At 65.7% G+C, this 15919-nt stretch carries 14 protein-coding genes; 8 read left to right on the top strand and 6 right to left on the bottom strand.

Translation table 11 applies throughout. The features are described 5' to 3' along the window. The first annotated feature begins 105 nt into the window (after positions 1-105). The 6 genes from PX52LOC_RS13300 to PX52LOC_RS13275 all read left to right on the top strand — a co-directional run bounded on the left by PX52LOC_RS13300 (position 106) and on the right by PX52LOC_RS13275 (position 5962). On the top strand, positions 106-1026 hold the full coding sequence (locus PX52LOC_RS13300) for a DUF4123 domain-containing protein (protein WP_149110551.1): 921 nt from the start codon (positions 106-108) through the stop codon (positions 1024-1026). Next, positions 1023-1787 (top strand): hypothetical protein, encoded by a 765-nt coding sequence (locus PX52LOC_RS13295; RefSeq protein WP_149110550.1) that lies wholly within the window; start codon positions 1023-1025, stop codon positions 1785-1787. Before PX52LOC_RS13300 ends, PX52LOC_RS13295 begins: the two co-directional genes overlap by 4 nt. A gap of 4 nt (positions 1788-1791) precedes the next feature. Next, positions 1792-2346, top strand: coding sequence for a DUF7689 domain-containing protein (locus tag PX52LOC_RS13290; RefSeq protein WP_149110549.1), 555 nt, complete (start codon positions 1792-1794; stop codon positions 2344-2346). A 108-nt stretch (positions 2347-2454) separates the two neighbouring features. Further along, positions 2455-2757: a hypothetical protein gene (locus PX52LOC_RS13285; protein WP_149110548.1), complete on the top strand. Its 303-nt coding sequence runs from the start codon at positions 2455-2457 to the stop codon at positions 2755-2757. Positions 2758-2772: 15 nt separating this feature from the next. Continuing rightward, on the top strand, positions 2773-4056 hold the full coding sequence (locus PX52LOC_RS13280) for a sulfatase family protein (RefSeq protein WP_149110547.1): 1284 nt from the start codon (positions 2773-2775) through the stop codon (positions 4054-4056). Between the two features lie 79 nt (positions 4057-4135). After that, positions 4136-5962 (top strand): rhamnogalacturonan lyase, encoded by a 1827-nt coding sequence (locus tag PX52LOC_RS13275; protein ID WP_218575354.1) that lies wholly within the window; start codon positions 4136-4138, stop codon positions 5960-5962. Positions 5963-5981: 19 nt separating this feature from the next. Here PX52LOC_RS13275 and PX52LOC_RS13270 read toward each other — a convergent pair whose 3' ends face one another. Further along, on the bottom strand, positions 5982-6383 hold the full coding sequence (locus PX52LOC_RS13270; RefSeq protein WP_149110546.1) for a hypothetical protein: 402 nt from the start codon (positions 6381-6383) through the stop codon (positions 5982-5984). 152 nt (positions 6384-6535) lie between these two features. Between PX52LOC_RS13270 and PX52LOC_RS13265 the strand changes: the two genes are divergently transcribed. Then, on the top strand, positions 6536-7300 hold the full coding sequence (locus PX52LOC_RS13265; RefSeq protein ID WP_149110545.1) for a rhamnogalacturonan acetylesterase: 765 nt from the start codon (positions 6536-6538) through the stop codon (positions 7298-7300). A 33-nt stretch (positions 7301-7333) separates the two neighbouring features. On the opposite strand, the gene PX52LOC_RS13260 is transcribed toward PX52LOC_RS13265, so the two are convergent. Continuing rightward, positions 7334-8194 (bottom strand): SDR family oxidoreductase, encoded by an 861-nt coding sequence (locus PX52LOC_RS13260; protein ID WP_149110544.1) that lies wholly within the window; start codon positions 8192-8194, stop codon positions 7334-7336. A 91-nt stretch (positions 8195-8285) separates the two neighbouring features. On the opposite strand from PX52LOC_RS13260, the gene PX52LOC_RS13255 reads away from it, so the two are divergent. Then, entirely contained in the window at positions 8286-10715 is a 2430-nt protein-coding gene (locus PX52LOC_RS13255; protein WP_149110543.1) for an NnrS family protein, read from the top strand. A 108-nt stretch (positions 10716-10823) separates the two neighbouring features. Here the strand turns inward: PX52LOC_RS13255 and PX52LOC_RS13250 are convergent, their stop codons facing one another. The 4 genes from PX52LOC_RS13250 to PX52LOC_RS13235 all read right to left on the bottom strand — a co-directional run bounded on the left by PX52LOC_RS13250 (position 10824) and on the right by PX52LOC_RS13235 (position 15870). Beyond that, positions 10824-12029: an inositol-3-phosphate synthase gene (locus PX52LOC_RS13250; RefSeq protein WP_149110542.1), complete on the bottom strand. Its 1206-nt coding sequence runs from the start codon at positions 12027-12029 to the stop codon at positions 10824-10826. 71 nt (positions 12030-12100) lie between these two features. Then, complete coding sequence (locus PX52LOC_RS13245; RefSeq protein ID WP_149110541.1) at positions 12101-13408, bottom strand: glycosyltransferase family 87 protein; 1308 nt, start codon at positions 13406-13408, stop codon at positions 12101-12103. Between the two features lie 98 nt (positions 13409-13506). After that, the gene (gene aroB / locus PX52LOC_RS13240; protein WP_149110540.1) at positions 13507-14583 is read right to left on the bottom strand and encodes a 3-dehydroquinate synthase; all 1077 of its coding nucleotides are present in this window, start codon (positions 14581-14583) and stop codon (positions 13507-13509) included. Between the two features lie 105 nt (positions 14584-14688). After that, positions 14689-15870: a YcjF family protein gene (locus PX52LOC_RS13235; RefSeq protein WP_246173718.1), complete on the bottom strand. Its 1182-nt coding sequence runs from the start codon at positions 15868-15870 to the stop codon at positions 14689-14691. Between the last annotated feature and the right edge of the window lie 49 nt (positions 15871-15919).

The raw sequence follows: 15919 nt of genomic DNA, 5'->3' as shown, positions 1-15919 counted from the left end.
CGGCGGCCAAGACCGGGGCACCGTTCTGCGAAATCTGTTCGAAGGGCGGCTGAGGCGGGGACGTTCGTTTGCCCGTGGCCGGTTGGGGGCGTATACACGGTAAGTATGGAACTCACGCTCGTAGTCCGATCGGGCGACGACGCCGGGAAGCGAATCCCGATCCCGTCCGGGGAAGCGCGCCGCGTCGGCCGCCAGCAACCGGCCGAAGTTCGGCTGTCCAGCGACCCGATGCTCTCGAACCTCCACTTCAGCATCGAGTGCAGCGGCGAGTTGTGCTTGCTCCGCGACCTCGGCAGCAAGTTCGGCACGCTGGTCAACGGCCGCAAGGTGACGGAGGCGGCCCTCCGCAACGGCGACGAAATCCTCGCCGGCCGCACGACGTTCGGCGTCCAACTCGAAGGCGACATCCGGGCCACGCCGCGCCACGACACGGACGGCGAACCGGCTCCCGCGGCCCTGGCGCTGCCCGCGGTCGAAACGCCGCCCGCGCCCGCCCCGGCGGGGCCGTTAAACCCAACGCGGCAGGCCGTCGTGGCCTACCTACGGAAGCAGGTGAACCTGTACGCCGTGCTGGACGCCGCCCGCGAGGCGACCGTCATCGACCGCCTCAAGGCGTCCGGCGAGCAGCACGCGAGCCTCTACGACGGCGAGGAGGGCGAGGAGCTTTCCACCTACGGCCCGTGGCTGGTGAAACTGGAATCGGACAAGCCGTTGTTGGAGGAGTTAGTCCGCGACGGGTGGGGCCGGAGTTGGGGCGTCTACCTGACGTGCGGCAAGCCGTTCGCGGACGTCCGCCGTCACCTGCGGAAGTTCCTGCTGGTGAAACTGCCCGACGGCCGGCAGGTCTGCTTCCGCTACTACGACCCGCGGGTGCTGCGGACGTACCTGCCGACGTGCAACGCGGAAGAAGTGGTGGCGTTCGTCGGCCCGATGGACCGGTACCTCGCCGAGAGCGTGGACGAGACGGAACTGCTCGACTTTACTGCGAACTACAAGGACTGGCGGAAGGTGGGACTGGTGAAATGATCACGATCCGGCCGGAACAGTACGAGACCTTCGAGAAGAAAGCCCACCAGGACTTCGAAGACGAGTTGGTCGCCCACCTGAAACAATTCTCGCCGAAGCACGCGGCCGGGGTCGGGGACGAGGGGTTGCGGAAACTCATCCGGACCGGCCTTCGCAACGCCCGCCACTACGGGTTCAAGTGCCGCGGCTCGCTCCGCTTCTACGTCGAGTGCCAGGTGATGTTCGGCCACGAGTTCCACGCCGACCCACTGCTGCCGTGGGCCGGCCGCGAGTTCGGGAAGAAGGGGTGGGGGGACGAACTTGCCCGGGCCGACGCGATCCACGCCGTGGCGATGGAGTACCGCAAGGCCGTCGTCGGCGAGAAGGACGCGATCGAGTTGGCGGCCATCCGCCGACTCGTGAAAAAGCCGCCGGTGGAATGGGTCGGCGGCGACCCGAGCGACGCGACGACGCGACAGATTCTCGGCGACCTGTACCCGGAGAAAATCGCCCAGGCCCCGCCGGACGCCGTTTCGGCGGTCGTGGCCCGCGGCAAGCAGGCGGCCGCAACGAACCAACTCCCGGCCGTGGGCGGCGGCCGGGTGATGGCCGGCCTCATGGTCGCCTTCGGCCACGGCGTCCTCGCCGACCCACAGTTCCCGTGGATTATGGCGAACCTGGCCCAGACGCGCGGCCAGTCGCCCGAGGACCGGCTCAAGAGTTTGGGGCTTCGCACGCTGGCGTACCTGTCCGACGGTCTCGCCAGCGTGGAACGGGAGTAGAGTCATGCCGTTCGGCTGTTCGTCATCGAAGCCGAGTGAAGCCCCGGCGGCCAACTGCCCGCCCGGCAGCACGGCCCCGTGTCCGAAGGCGAAAACGCCGATGGACAAGACGAAGTTCCCGGACCAACGGTTCGACACCGATCCGAGCATCAAAAAGGCATTCCCGAAACTCGGGGATAACTACGAAGTCGAGGCCCCCGCGACGGAAGACTACAACTGCATCGCCCACACGCTGGGCGACCACGGGAACTGGGTGAACCCCGAAACCGGCCCCAAGGCCAACCCGTTGTCCGAGATGGACAAGAAATATGAGGCCCTCGGGTACAAGCGTGCCACGGGCATGGACACGAGTCTGGAACCGGGCACGGAGAAGGTCGTCGTCTACGCTACGAAGAACCCCGACGGTACAATCAAGGACGTAACCCACGGGGCGATTCAACGACCCGACGGAACGTACAGCAGTAAGCTCGGGAGTATGCCCCAGATTCGGCACGAAAACCCTGAGGCGCTTTCGGGGCCGGCCTACGGGGAACCTGTGGCCGTCTACACGAAGAAGTAAATGTCCCCGTTCGCCGCCTGCTACCTTCCTGTGTTGTGTCTTCTGACCGGGTGCGCTCGCCCGGTTGATGGAGGACGCCCCGCCCCATCCTCAAAACGAGAGGTTCCAATGGCCGACAAGGACATCCGTGCCGAGTTCGACCGGGCGGCCGACGAATGGCAAAAGCACTGCAAGTCCGTTGCCTTCAGTTCCAACATCAACGACTACCTCGACGACCCGACCTACAAAAAAGTCGTGGCCCTCGGCACCCCCGCTATTCCGCACATCATTGAGCGGTACAAGAAAGATTCGTTGCCCTGGGGGTTCGTGCTCCAGGACATCACGGGCGAACAGTTTATCCCCGACAAGAACAAGTTCAGCCCCGCCGAGGTCAAGAAGAAGTGGCTTGAGTGGTGGGCCAAGCGTTCGTAACCGCGAGAATTCTTCATGCGACTCTCCCTCGCCTTGGGCTTTCTCCTCTTCACGTCGGTCGCCACCGCGGCCCCACCGAACGTCGTGCTGATCGTTTCCGACGATCACGCCTGGACCGACTACGGCTTCATGCGGCATCCGCACGTCAAGACGCCGCACCTGGACAAACTCGCGGCGCAGAGCCTCGCGTTCACCCGTGGGTACGTGCCGACTTCCCTCTGCTGCCCGAGTCTGGCGTCGCTCGTCACGGGGTTGTACCCGCACCAGCACAAGGTCACGAGCAACGACCCGCCCCTCCCCGCCGGCATGAAGGCGGCCGAGTTCCAGAAGTCGCAGGCGTTCCTCGACGGTCGCGAGCGAATGAACAAGCACCTCGAAGCGGTGCCGACCCTGCCAAAATTGCTGGCTGAGAACGGCTACCGCTGCTTGCAAACGGGCAAGTGGTGGCAGGGCGACTTCAAGCGCGGCGGGTTCACCCACGGCATGACGAAGGGCGTCCGCCACGGCGACGAGGGTTTGGACATAGGCCGCAAGACAATGCAGCCGATCTACGACTTCATCGGCGAGTCCACGAAGGAGGGCAAGCCGTTCTTCGTGTGGTACGCCCCGATGATGCCGCACACGCCGCACAACCCGCCGGCCGAGTTGCTGAAGAAGTACGAGGGGAAGGGTACGCCATCCGAGGCGAAGTACTGGGCGATGATCGAGTGGTTCGACCAGACCTGCGGCGAGTTATTGAATCACCTCGACGAGAAGAAGCTGACCGACAACACGATCGTGGTCTACCTCGCGGACAACGGCTGGATTCAAGACCCGAAGGGCACCCTGTCCGTGCGGTCGAAGCGGACGCCCTACGACGCGGGATTGCGGACGCCGATCCTGCTCCGCTGGCCGGGCCGCGTGAAACCGCGGGTGGCGGAAGAACTCGCGATTTCGCTCGACATCATGCCGACGCTGCTGAACGCCTGCGACATCGTGCCGCCGAAGGATTTGCCCGGCGTGAGCCTGCTGGACGTGGCCGCCTTGAAGGGCCGCACGACGCTGTTCGGCGAGTGCTTCACGCACAACGCCGTGGACCTCGACGTGCCGGCCAAGAGCATCCGCCACCGCTGGGTCATCGACGGCCACTGGAAGCTGATCGTGCCGCACGTCCCGGCCGACGCCGACGGCCCGGGGAAGCCGGAACTGTACGACCTCGCCGCCGACCCCGAAGAGAAAACCGACCTCGCCGCGGGCAAGCCGGAGCAGGTGAAGGCTCTGACGGCAAAGCTGGATGCGTGGTGGAACCCCGGGCGGTGAGTGCGGCTCTTCATAACTTTCTCACGACGGCACGCCTAACACATCCCTCGGTCTGACTCCCTCCCCAACCGGACCGGCCATGCGAGCAATTCTCACAGCGTTCACCCTCGGTCTTCTCGCGATCTCAACCGCCATCGGCGCGGACCTTCCGCCCCGTCAGATGGAGCGCCTCGGCCGCGGTGTCGCCGCCGTCCCTGCGGGGAACAAAGTCTTGGTCAGTTGGCGGCTCCTCGGCACCGATGCGGAGGCCATCGCCTTCCACGTCTACCGGCAGACTGACGCCGCCGAACCGACACGGCTGACGAAAGAGCCGATGACGAAGGGCACGAACTTCACCGACGACACCGCCGACCTCGCGAAGAAGAACGTCTACTTCGTCCGCCCCTTCGTTGACGGCAAGGAAGGCGACCCGAGCGGCAAGTTCACGCTGACGGACAAGCCGTACCTTTCCATCCCGCTGAAGACTCTGCCCGGCCACACGCCGAACGACGCGAGCGTCGGCGACCTCGACGGCGACGGTGAGTACGAGATTGTTCTGAAACAAGAGCAGCGGCCGCGCGACAACTCGCAGAAAGGGCCGACCGGGGAGACGAAGCTGGAAGCGTATAAGCTCGACGGCACTTTCCTCTGGCGGATCAACCTCGGCAAAAACATCCGCGAAGGGGCGCACTACACGCAGTTCCTCGTCTACGATCTCGACGGCGACGGCAAGGCCGAAGTCGTGTGCAAGACGGCCGACGGCACCGTGGACGGCACGGGCAAAGTCCTCGGCGACGCGGCCGCCGACCACCGCAACCCGGACGGCTACGTCCTCAGCGGGCCGGAGTTCTTCACCGTCTTCGACGGGCTGACCGGCAAGGCTCTGGCGTCGGTCGATTACCTTCCCGCCCGCGGCAAGGTGGCCGACTGGGGCGACGCCTACGGCAACCGCGTGGACCGCTTCCTCGCGGGCGTGGCGTACCTCGACGGCGAACGGCCGAGCGTGGTCATGTGCCGCGGGTACTACACGCGCACGGTGCTGGTCGCGTGGGACTGGCGGGACGGCAAGCTCACCCGCCGGTGGACGTTCGACAGCGACGACGACACGCCGGGCAACCGCGCGTACCGCGGGCAGGGCGACCACAGTTTGAGCGTGGCCGACGTGGACGGCGATGGCAAGGACGACATCATTTACGGCGCGATGTGTGTCGGCTCCGACGGCAAGGGCCGGTACTCGACCGGCCTCGGCCACGGCGACGCGCTGCACGTCTCGGACCTCGACCCGTCGCGGCCGGGGTTAGAAGTCTTCAACATCCACGAGAAGTCGAAACAAATGCTCGGCGTCTCGTTTCGCGACGCGAAGACCGGTGACATTCTGTGGAGCAAACAGTGCCCGGACGTCGGTCGCGGGGTGGCCATCGACATCGACCCGCGGCACAAGGGCTACGAAATGTGGGCGAGCGGCGCGGGCCTCAGTGGCGTCTGGAACGTGAAGGGCGAGACGGTTTCGCAGCGGAAGCCGCGGTCGTGCAACTTCGGCATCTGGTGGGACGGCGACCTGCTCCGCGAACTGCTCGACCGCAACCGCGTCAGCAAGTGGGACTGGCTGAAGGAGACCGAAACGCCGCTCCTCACGGCCGACGGCTGTTCCTCCAACAACGGCACGAAGGCGACGCCGGCCCTGAGTGCCGACATATTCGGCGACTGGCGCGAGGAGGTGATGCTACGGAGCAGCGACGGCAAAGAGCTGCGCATCTACACGACGCCGATTCCGACGGACCACCGGCTGGTGACGCTGATGCACGACTCGCAGTACCGCCTCGCCATCGCGTGGCAGAACGTCGGCTACAACCAGCCGCCGCACCCGAGTTTCTTCCTCGGCGACGGCATGACGATGCCGCCACGACCTCGCATTCGGTTGAAGTAACCCGCGGGCGGGTCTCCGTTCACGAACCGGCAAAATCCGGTGTTGGGCCGTGAGGTCGGAAAAGCCTCACTCGCCGAACGACCGCGAGAGCCGAGAACCACCCGACACAACCGGAGAGCAAAAAAATCGCGGTCACAGGAGCCACGGACCAAAGTACGTGTTCGAGTTCCCGCCCGGAATCACTGGCAGGCGTGCGGGTCAGGATCGGATCGCCGAAAAAGTAAATGGTGTAGGAACTGGCGGCCTTGTACGGCTCACCGTACCCAAACTGGAGAATCTGGCGGGGGCCGTCGAAAGCTCTGAAGTAATACTGGAGCAGTGTCGGGACGACAAAGGCCGCCAGAACAGCGCAGATGATCGCAATTTGTTTGACCCCAAGCGGCAGTCGGGATGGCTTTGAATTGGCGTTGGGAGGAGGCATGAGGGCAACTCGCCATAAGGTGGCTTTGACCCGATTCAGACTAACCGGCAATCCGGTAGTCGCCAAGAGAAATATGGCGAAGGGGTTCGCACAACTGATGCGTCAGCGACGGTAAACGTGTCCTCCACCGTGGTCCTTACATTGAGGTCGTCATGCTCCTTCTCCGCTCCCTGCTCGTCGCCCTCTTCATCGGCAGTTTCGCGTCAGCCGCCGAGAAGCCGACGCTGTTCATCGTCGGCGATTCCACGGTCCGCAACGGCACGAAGGGCCAACAAGGCTGGGGCGACCCGGTCATCAAGCTGTTCGACGCGGACAAGATCAAGGTCGAGAACCACGCCATCGGGGGGCGGAGCAGCCGCACGTTCATCAACGAGGGGCGGTGGGAGAAAATCCTGAAGGCGAGCAAGCCCGGCGACTTCGTGTTGGTGCAGATGGGCCACAACGACGGCGGACCGCTCGACGACGCGGCCCGCGCCCGCGGCAGCATCCGCGGCGTCGGCGAGGAGACGAAGGAAATCGACAACCCGATCACGAAGCAGAAGGAAGTCGTCCACACCTACGGCTGGTACCTGCGGAAGTACGTCACCGACGCGCGGGAGAAGAAGCTGACGATCGTCATCCTCTCGCCGATCCCGCACTGCCCGCAGAAGCCGGTGGAAAAGGGCACGGCCGAGAAAAGCGGCTACGTTGGCTGGGCGGAGGAGGTCGCGAAGGCCGAGAAGGTGCCGTTCGTGAACTTGAACCTGCTCGTCATGACCCACTACGCCGAGATGAAGCCGGCCGAGATCAAGGAGAAGTACTTCACGACCGCCGACAACACGCACACCAGCCCCGCCGGCGCGGAGCGGAACGCGGCGTGTGTCGCCGAGGGACTGAAAGCACTGAAGGACGTGCCGCTGAAGGAGTGTCTGAAGTAGCATGTCGGCAACGGCCGGCCGTTGGCCGACCCGCTACGCGGGGATGATGGGCAAACTCGCCCGCAGCCCTTCGCGGTAACTCGGATGCCGTGGGGCGAACTCCAGTTCGGCCCGGGCTTTCGCGTTGCTCACCCGGCGGTTCGCTTCCACCGCGGGTGTCGGCGACGGCTGAAACGCCGCCGGCGGCGAGCCCAACAATTGGGCCGAGAGCGTGTAGAAGTCACGCCGCCGCACGGGTTCGTCGTCCGCGATCTGGTACAACTCGCCCGGCCGCCCGTGCTGCTCGGCCGCCAGCACTGCGGAGACGCCGTCGTCCACGTGAATCAGGTTCAACCACTTGTCGGCGTCGCCGATCAGCGGTTCGCCCTTGATTAACGCCTGACGCCGGAGGACGCGGTTCGGGCCGTAGATGCCGGCGAAGCGGAGGATGATCGCGTCCGGCCGCAAACGCCGAGCCGTTTGCTCCGCTTCCAACACTACGCGGCCGGAGGATTCGAGCGGTTCCGTCGGGCTGTCTTCCGTCACCCACTCGCCACGGGTGTGGCCGTAGACGCTGGTGCTGCTGACGAAAAGGAACGGCCCGTTGCAGCGAACGGCTTGGAGGGCGTTCGCCAACCCTTCGACGTACACCTCGCGCATCGAGCGGCCGGACTCGCGGTCGAAGCCGACGGCGTATAGTATCGCACCGGCGGGCGGAAGCCGGGACAGGCTCGCGGGGTCCAGCACGTCGCCGACGATCGGCTCGAAACCGTCACGGGCCAACTCGTCGGCCCGGTGCCGCGTGAGGGCCGTGACGCGACGGCCGGCGGCCCGCCAGGCGGTGGCCACGCGACGGCCGAGGTAGCCGCAGCCGATCACGAGGTAGGGAACATCTGAATAGGCTGGGGATGACACGGCGGCCTCCGGCTATAAATCACGAGGGAAGGGTTAATTGCGACCCCGCACGCATTGAATCCCGACGGCCGACCCGAGGTTTGGATTTCTTATGGGTGATTCCACCCCGCTCGTCCCGCACTCGACTTTTTTAAAGGGTGATGGGGCTTCTGACGCACCTTCCGCCCTGCACGGGAACTCGGCCGAAATCCGGGACACGGCGAGCGACTCGCGCACCCCGCCGGAGGCCACCACCCCCTCCCTGGAGGTCAAGGCATCGGCGGCCGCGGTGCCGCCCGCCCAGACGCGGTGGCCCGTGCGGCTGGCGTGGTACGTCGCCGTTACGGTGATCTGCTTCCTCCTGCCGCTCGTCGGCTACCGCATGGACGTGAACAGCTTCCATGCGCCGCTGCTGTACGACGAGGACGCGCTGCTGATCCTGCCGATGGTGAAGTCCACCATCGAAACCGGCACCCACTGGCACACCGACCGGCTCGGCGCGCCGGGCGTGCAGGAGATGTACGACTTCCCGGTCATCGACCACCTGCACTTCGCGATCATTTGGCTGATCGGTCGGGTCACGCCAGATCCGGTGTTCGTGTTCAACCTCTACTACCTGCTCGGCTACCCGCTCGCGGGGCTGGCGGCGATGGCGGTGCTGCGGCACTTCGGCCTGTCGTTCTTCGCGGCGGCGACCGGCGGCGTACTGTACGCGGTGCAGCCGTACCACTTCTACCGCGGCGAGTGCCACTACTTCCTGTCGGCCTACTTCTTCGTCCCCGTCACCTGCATGGTCATCCTCTGGGTGGCCGGCGGACGGCTGCCGGGGTTCCCCTTGCGGGCGGACGGGCGACGGCGGTTTTGCTTGTGGGACCGCGACACGCTCGCAGCCGTCGTCATCGGCATCCTCACGGCGGCGTCCGGGGCGTACTACGCCTTTTTCGCGGCGGGGTTGATGCTCGGGGCCGGGTTGTACGGCTGGGCCGCCCTGAAGACCTGGCGGGCGATGGCCTCGGCCGTCTTGATGATCGGCGTCATCTTCGTGGCCGGCGTCGCCAACCATGCTCCGCAGTTCATGTACCAGGCGAAGAACGGCAAGCACACGGCCCCCACCGAGCGATACTCCGAAGAGGCCGAGCACTACGGGCTGAAGCTCACGCAACTGCTCATGCCGATCGACGACCACCGGCTGCGCGTCCTGTCGGAAATCAAGTCGAGCTACAACAGCTACGACCGCCCCGTGCAGGCGATCACCGAGCGGTACGGGTTGGGCTTCCTCGGGGCGTGCGGGCTGATGATCCTGCTCGTGCGGCTCGTGCTGCCGATGCGGCGAACCTCGCCGTACGCGGAGCTGACCGCGGTGACGGCGTTCGCCATTCTCATCGGCACGGTCGGCGGCTTCGGGGCGATCTTCAACCACGTCGTCACGCCGCAGGTCCGCTGTTACAACCGCATCGCCATCTACATCGCCTTCTTCGCCCTGTTCTCAATCTTGTACGCCCTCGATGCCGGCATCGTCCGCGCATCGGCGTGGGTCGAGTGCTGGTCGTCCCGCCGGGTCGCGGGAATTGCAACTATGGCCGCGTGGCTCGCCCTGACCGTCTGCGGCGTGCTGGACCAGACGCCGGTCACCTGGGGCGACGAGATCGAGGCGAAGCTGATCTCGGACCAGCAACTCCGCTTCCGCACCGACGAAATGTTCTTCCACCAGATCGAGGACGCACTGAACCCGGACGGCACGACACCGGGGGCGATGGTGTTCCAACTGCCCTACGTCCGCTGGCCGGAGTCCCCGCCGGTGCGGAACCTCGCGTCCTACGAGCACGCCCGCGGGTACGTTCACACGAACACGCTCCGCTGGAGCTACGGGTGCATGAAGGGCCGAGAGACCGACGAGTGGTGCCGGCACGTCTCGATCCTGCCGCCCGAGCAGCTGCTCGAACACGTCGTCAAAGCCGGGTTCGACGGGCTGATGCTCGACAAGCGGGGCTACCCGCCCGCGAAGGCCGACCAGATGGAGCGGGAAATCGTCAAGGCTCTCGGCCACGCGACGGCGACGCCGACGGTGACGCACCCGCACAAGGACCAACTCTTCTTCGACCTGCGGCCGTACCGCAACTGGCTGCGGGGGGCCTACGGGTCCGGGTGGGAAGCGGCGTGCTACAACGAACTGCACCGCGTCCGCGTCCTCTGGCTGAACGGCTTCTCCAGCTTCAAGGATTCAGGGTACGAGTGGCAGCACCGCTGGTGCCGACCGAAGGGGTTGGCCGTGTTCGTGAACCCGACGAACGAGACGAAGACGTTCACGGCGCAGTTCTTCATCCGCACGATGACGAAGAATCCGGCCGTGCTGTCGATCCGCGGCGGCGACCTGTGGACGGAAGACCTGACGATCGACCCGGACACGCCGATGCTAACGCGGACGTTCACCGTGCCGCCGGGCCGGCACAACGTGAACTTCTCGTTCGCCGTGCCGGAGAGCTACACGCCGCACGACGGCCGGTGGCTGGTGTTCTACTTCTCCGGCCTGCGGCTGGAGTAATGGCTTGGTTTCTTCCTCTCGCCCGACTTTGAGGGGAGAGGCTGGGTAGGGGGAAGACAGTTCCCCCTACGCCCACGACCGATCATGTCTTCCCCGGATCGGCCTTGATTATCGCTGTTGATCGGTGGCCAAATACGCCTCCAGCATTTCGAACTGCCGCGAGAAATCGTGTTCGTCCACGCCGACGGGGGACTTGAAGAAGCACGCCAGGGCCGGCAGGTTGCCGCCTTCGCCGCGGCGGTGCGCTCGCAGGGCCAGCCGGGCGAGGTCGATCACCAACGGGGCGGCCAGGATCGAGTCGCAGCCCTGCCACGTGAACTGCAACGTCATCTTCGTGCCGAGGAAGCCCTCGAAGTGGACGTGGTCCCACGCCGTCTTCCAGTCGTCCAGCGATTCCACGTACTCGATGCTCACCAGACTCTGCGGCTTGTAGCCGAGCAGTTCCGCGAGCAGCGCGTCCTTACTCTTCACCTTGCTCGCCTTGTTCTGCGGGTCGGACAGCACCTGCCCGTCGCGGTTGCCGAGGATGTTGTGGCCGACCCAACTGAGGACGCGCAGGTTCCGCTTCGCGAACAACGGGGCCAGCACGCTCTTCACCAGCGTCTCGCCGGTCTTCGCGTCTTGCCCGGCCGTCGGCACGCCCTTCGCGCGGGCGAGTTCTTCCATCGCCGGCATCGTCGCGCCGCGGCTCGGCGTGAGGTTCACGTAAGCGTACCCGGCATCGATCGCGGCGTAGGCGTACAGGCTGCTCATCGGCAGAGCGGCCGGGTTCTCGGCGAGGGCGTTCCGCAACTTCGCCAGCGTCTGGTGTTCGGCCGTCAGTTCAAACGGTGGCTCGGTCGAGGCCACGTTGATGACGACGACTTGCGACAGGTTGTGCTGCGATTGGAAGGCCCGCACGTCGGATTGAATCTGCTCGATCGCCATGCGGGGGCTGCTGGATTCCCGCACGTCGGGCCGGTCGGCCATCGTGCTGATGGCGGCGTTCGCCCGGTACAAGACGCCGGGGCGGACGTTCTTCGACCACGCTTCCAGAGTGGGGCCGACGCCGGCCAGCAGGGCGTGGCTGAAGACGTTGGACCGTTCGAGCAACTCGCGGCCGGCTTGTGCGAAGGTCGTTTGGCGGATGTCGTGGCCGCCGACGATGAACGTGTCGGCCGTGTCGAAATCGACGCCCTCGAAGTCGCCGAGGGCGGTAACCATACCCACCGGCGGGCTGAGTTTCTTGGCTAGGGCGGCGAGGCCGACGGCGGTAGTCGTGCCAACGCCGCCGAACGCCCCGATGAGCCATAAACCGACGCGACGATCAGACATGTTGCGGAATCACACGGAGGAAGAGGACGGAGGCGGGGTACAGTTAATTGTCGAACCCGCGGCGCAAGAGGTCAAGGCAGGCTCGCCCGTTTGACGGGGTCAGACCGCAACAGCCGCCCGCACCACACGGCGATCACGGCCATCGCCGGCATGCTGATCTGCACGGCGTACCGGGGGAAGACGGTGTGATCGCCTTGCAGGTTCAGGATGAATTCCGCGAGGTGCGTGCTGACGAACATCACCAGCCAAGCCGCCCCGTAGAGCAAGAACCGGGCCGACGGCACGTGGGCGAGCCGAGGCCACCACAGGATGCCGGTGATGCCGAGGACGGACCACTCGTAAATCAAGGCGTGCGGCGACCCCCAGAGGGTGACAAACACCAGCGCGCCGAACAGGATCGCGAGGTCGTTTCGGTGCTTCCACCACACCCACACGAACCACAAAACGGCCAGCAGTGAGCACGCCGCGGCCAGCGGCCAGTGCCACGCGGTCGCCTCCGGCAGCAGCAGCCGCCAGAACGCGACCGGGTTGTGCATCTTGAACTGCTCGAAGTCGGTGAACTTCACGTTCCCGTTCAGGCTGTCGATGAACCCGTCCCACACGGCCGGGATGAACGGGTACGTGCCGAGCGTCAACACGACGCCGGTGAGGACCACCCCGAGCGCGGCCAGCCACAGGCGACGGATGTCGAGCAAGCCCCAGAGCACGAGGCCCGTGAGCATCGGCGGCTTGAACCAGAGCAGGCCGCCGATCAACCCGGCCAGGAAGACGCGGTCGCCCTTCAGCAGCCGGTAGGTGCCGGCAAGGATGATGAAGCTGAGCAGGCTGTTCTGGCCGTAACTGATGGCCGTGAACGTCGGGAAGAACGCCATCAGCCACCAGAACTCGGTCCGCCCGCCGCCGAGCCAGCCGACAGCGAACCAGACGCCGAAGATGTAGATGCCGCACCAGATGAGCCAACTCTGAGTGAACGACAGGTACGACGTGGGCAGGTACAGCAGGCAGTAGAACGGCGGGTTCCGGTACGCCATCAGCGAGTCCCATCGCTTCTTCGGCACCATCTCTTTCTGATAGTTGTGGATGTAGCCGTAGTCGTAGATCTTCTCCGGCTCCCCCTCGCGGATGAGGCGGGCGGCCGTGTACCACGCGAGGTGGTCGGCCCCGTTCGTCTCGCCCCGGAAGTTGAAGACGCCGTAGTGTTCGTCGTAGACGATCCACGAGTTCGGGTCCGATCCGACAACCGGCCCGGTGAACTTCATGCCGCCGTGGTGGTCGCCCATCAGAATGCTGACGGCGTAGCTGATCCAGAGGATGATGGCCGCCAGCTTCGCGAAGATGACGCGCTCGCGGAAGAACTGGACGATGCGGTCTTGGGTCATGGGAGAGTGTTCGGCCAACGGGCGAGCGGCCCGGCGTAAGCGGGCCGCGTCTGTCACTGCCGAGACACGGCCCGCTTACGCCGGGCCGCTCGCCCAGTTTAGCACAACACCTCGCGCACCAAATCCTCCGGCACGCCGTCCACCAACTCGACGTGCCCCATCCTCGTCGGCAGTACGAACCGCAGTCGGCCGGCTGCGGCCTTCTTGTCGCGGCGCATCACGTCGATCATCGGCTCGATCGGCCATTCGGCCTTCGGGTGCAACGGCAGGCCGAACGCGGTGAGCAACTTCACCTGTCGCTCGGTCACGTCGGCGGGGATTCGCCCCAACTTCTCGGCCAACCGCGAGGCGCAGACCATGCCGGCCGCGACCGCCTCGCCGTGCAGCCACGCGCCGTAGCCGCCGACCGTCTCGAAGGCGTGGGCGAACGTGTGGCCGTAGTTCAGGATCGCCCGCAGGCCGGTTTCCTCGCGCTCGTCTTGTTCGACCACATCGGCCTTCAGTCGGCACGACTTCGCGACGAGGTACCGCACCGCCTCCAGATCGCGGGCCAGGATCGCGGCCGCGTTCGCTTCCTGCCATGCGAAGAACTCGGCGTCCTGAATGACGCCGTACTTCACGACCTCGGCCAGCCCGCTGCGGAACTCGCGGTCGGGCAGCGTGCCGAGGAAAGCGGGGTCGATCCAGACGCCGGCCGGTTGGTGGAACGCGCCGATGAGGTTCTTGCCCTTCGCGTGGTTGATGCCGGTCTTGCCGCCGACGGAGGAATCGACCATCGACAGCAGCGTGGTCGGCACCATAACCAATGGCAGCCCGCGGTTGTAGGCCGCCGCCGCGAAGCCGGCGAGGTCGCCGACGACGCCGCCGCCGACCGCGACGACGGCCGTCTGCCGATCCGCGGGCAGGTCCGCGAGGGCGTCGAGCAGTTTGCCGAACTCCGCGAGTGATTTCGAGGATTCGCCGCTCGGCACGACGGCCATGCCGGTGCGAAGGCCGACGCTTTCGAGGGCGTCGCGAACCGTGGTGGCGTGTCGTTCGGTGTGCGTGTCGGCAACGACGAGGGCGAGTTTCGCCCGCGGCACCGACAGCCGCACGAAGTCGGCGAAACTGCCGAGGTCGCCGGCGAACCGGATGTCGTAGGAGCGCGGGCCGAGGTTGACGCGAACGGGTTCCATGCCGCTATTGTCGGACGCGGACGAAAAAAGGCGAGCGGGGGGCGTAAGCGGGCCGTGTCTGGCCTTCACGAGACACGGCCCGCTTACGCCCCCCGCTCGCCAAAATCAACCCGGCCGGTTCCACTGCCGGTGGGCTTCGGTCAGTTGCTCGTGGTAGTAGCTCTTGAGCTTCGCCGCGTCCGGCACGTGGCCCTCGTGGACTTCCTCGTAGTACAGGCAGAACGCCTTGCCGAGCGCGAACGTGGAAGCCGCCGCGAGCGTCGCCCCGGCCGCACTGCCGACGCCGGGGATGAGCTTCGCCACCTGCCGCACGGCCGTCCGGGCCAGGATCCCCAGGCCGAGCGAGCCGGCTAGTTCCAGGAAGCGAACTGCCGTCAGTTCTTGCCCGTAAATTCTCGCCAGGTGGTAGACCATCCGCGTTTGGATCGCCGGCAGCAGCACGAGATCGACGAGCGGGATCGGCAGTGCCCCGGCCGTGCCGGCCAGAGACGTGTAGCCGAGGATGATCGGTCCCGCGTGCTCTTGGTGCAAGTCCTTCAGCTTCTCGGTCAGGTGATCGGTGCGAGCCAGCGACTGCCGGTAGGCTTGGGGAAGGTACTTCAACAGCGTTTGCTTGAGGTGATCGCCGCCATAGGTCGGAGCGTCGAAGCCTTCCTCCGGCTTCGTAATGTCGATCGGCACGATCACGTCGAACATGCCGTCGAACGCCTTCGCGTGTTCCTCAATGAGCCGTTGCACGTCGGGGTTGATCGCGTGCGCCCCGACTTCCGCGAACGGGTACGGCTGCGGGTGCTGCTGTTGCGGGTAAACTTCGTGCAGGCACGTCAGCACCAGGATCACCGGCCGCCGCGAGTTCACGGCCCGGATTTTCTTCAGCCCTTCGCGCACATTCCCCTGGGCCAGATCGCGAATCTTGGCCGTCACGATCATGACGTGTGCCTGCGAGTCGAACGCGGCGATGTCGGCGTCGGGGTCGTACCCCGGCTCGTCCAGCCCCCGCGTGTCGAGGAACTTCAACAGCGGCGCGTCGGGCGTCGGGAACGGGTACTCGCGGCTAGTCTTGGTACACGGGCGGAAGCCGTTGCCGATGGCGGCTTCCTCGGCCCCTGTGAGGTGGTGGATAATCGTGGTCTTGCCAGTCTGCGTCTTGCCGAACAGCCAGAACACCGGCGTCGGCGACTGCGTGCGGAGGTCGTTCAGGGCCTTGTCCAGACCCGCGGGGTTCGAGTCGGTGTGCCACACCGCCTTCATCAAGTCCCAGGCTTGTCGCAACCGCCCGCCGACCATGGGTGCTCCAATTGATTAACCACAGAGGACACCGAGGGCACGGAGGAAA

It is taken from the genome of Limnoglobus roseus, assembly GCF_008254045.1.
Lineage (GTDB): Bacteria > Planctomycetota > Planctomycetia > Gemmatales > Gemmataceae > Limnoglobus > Limnoglobus roseus.
This window is presented reverse-complemented; position numbering and strand designations above follow the sequence as displayed.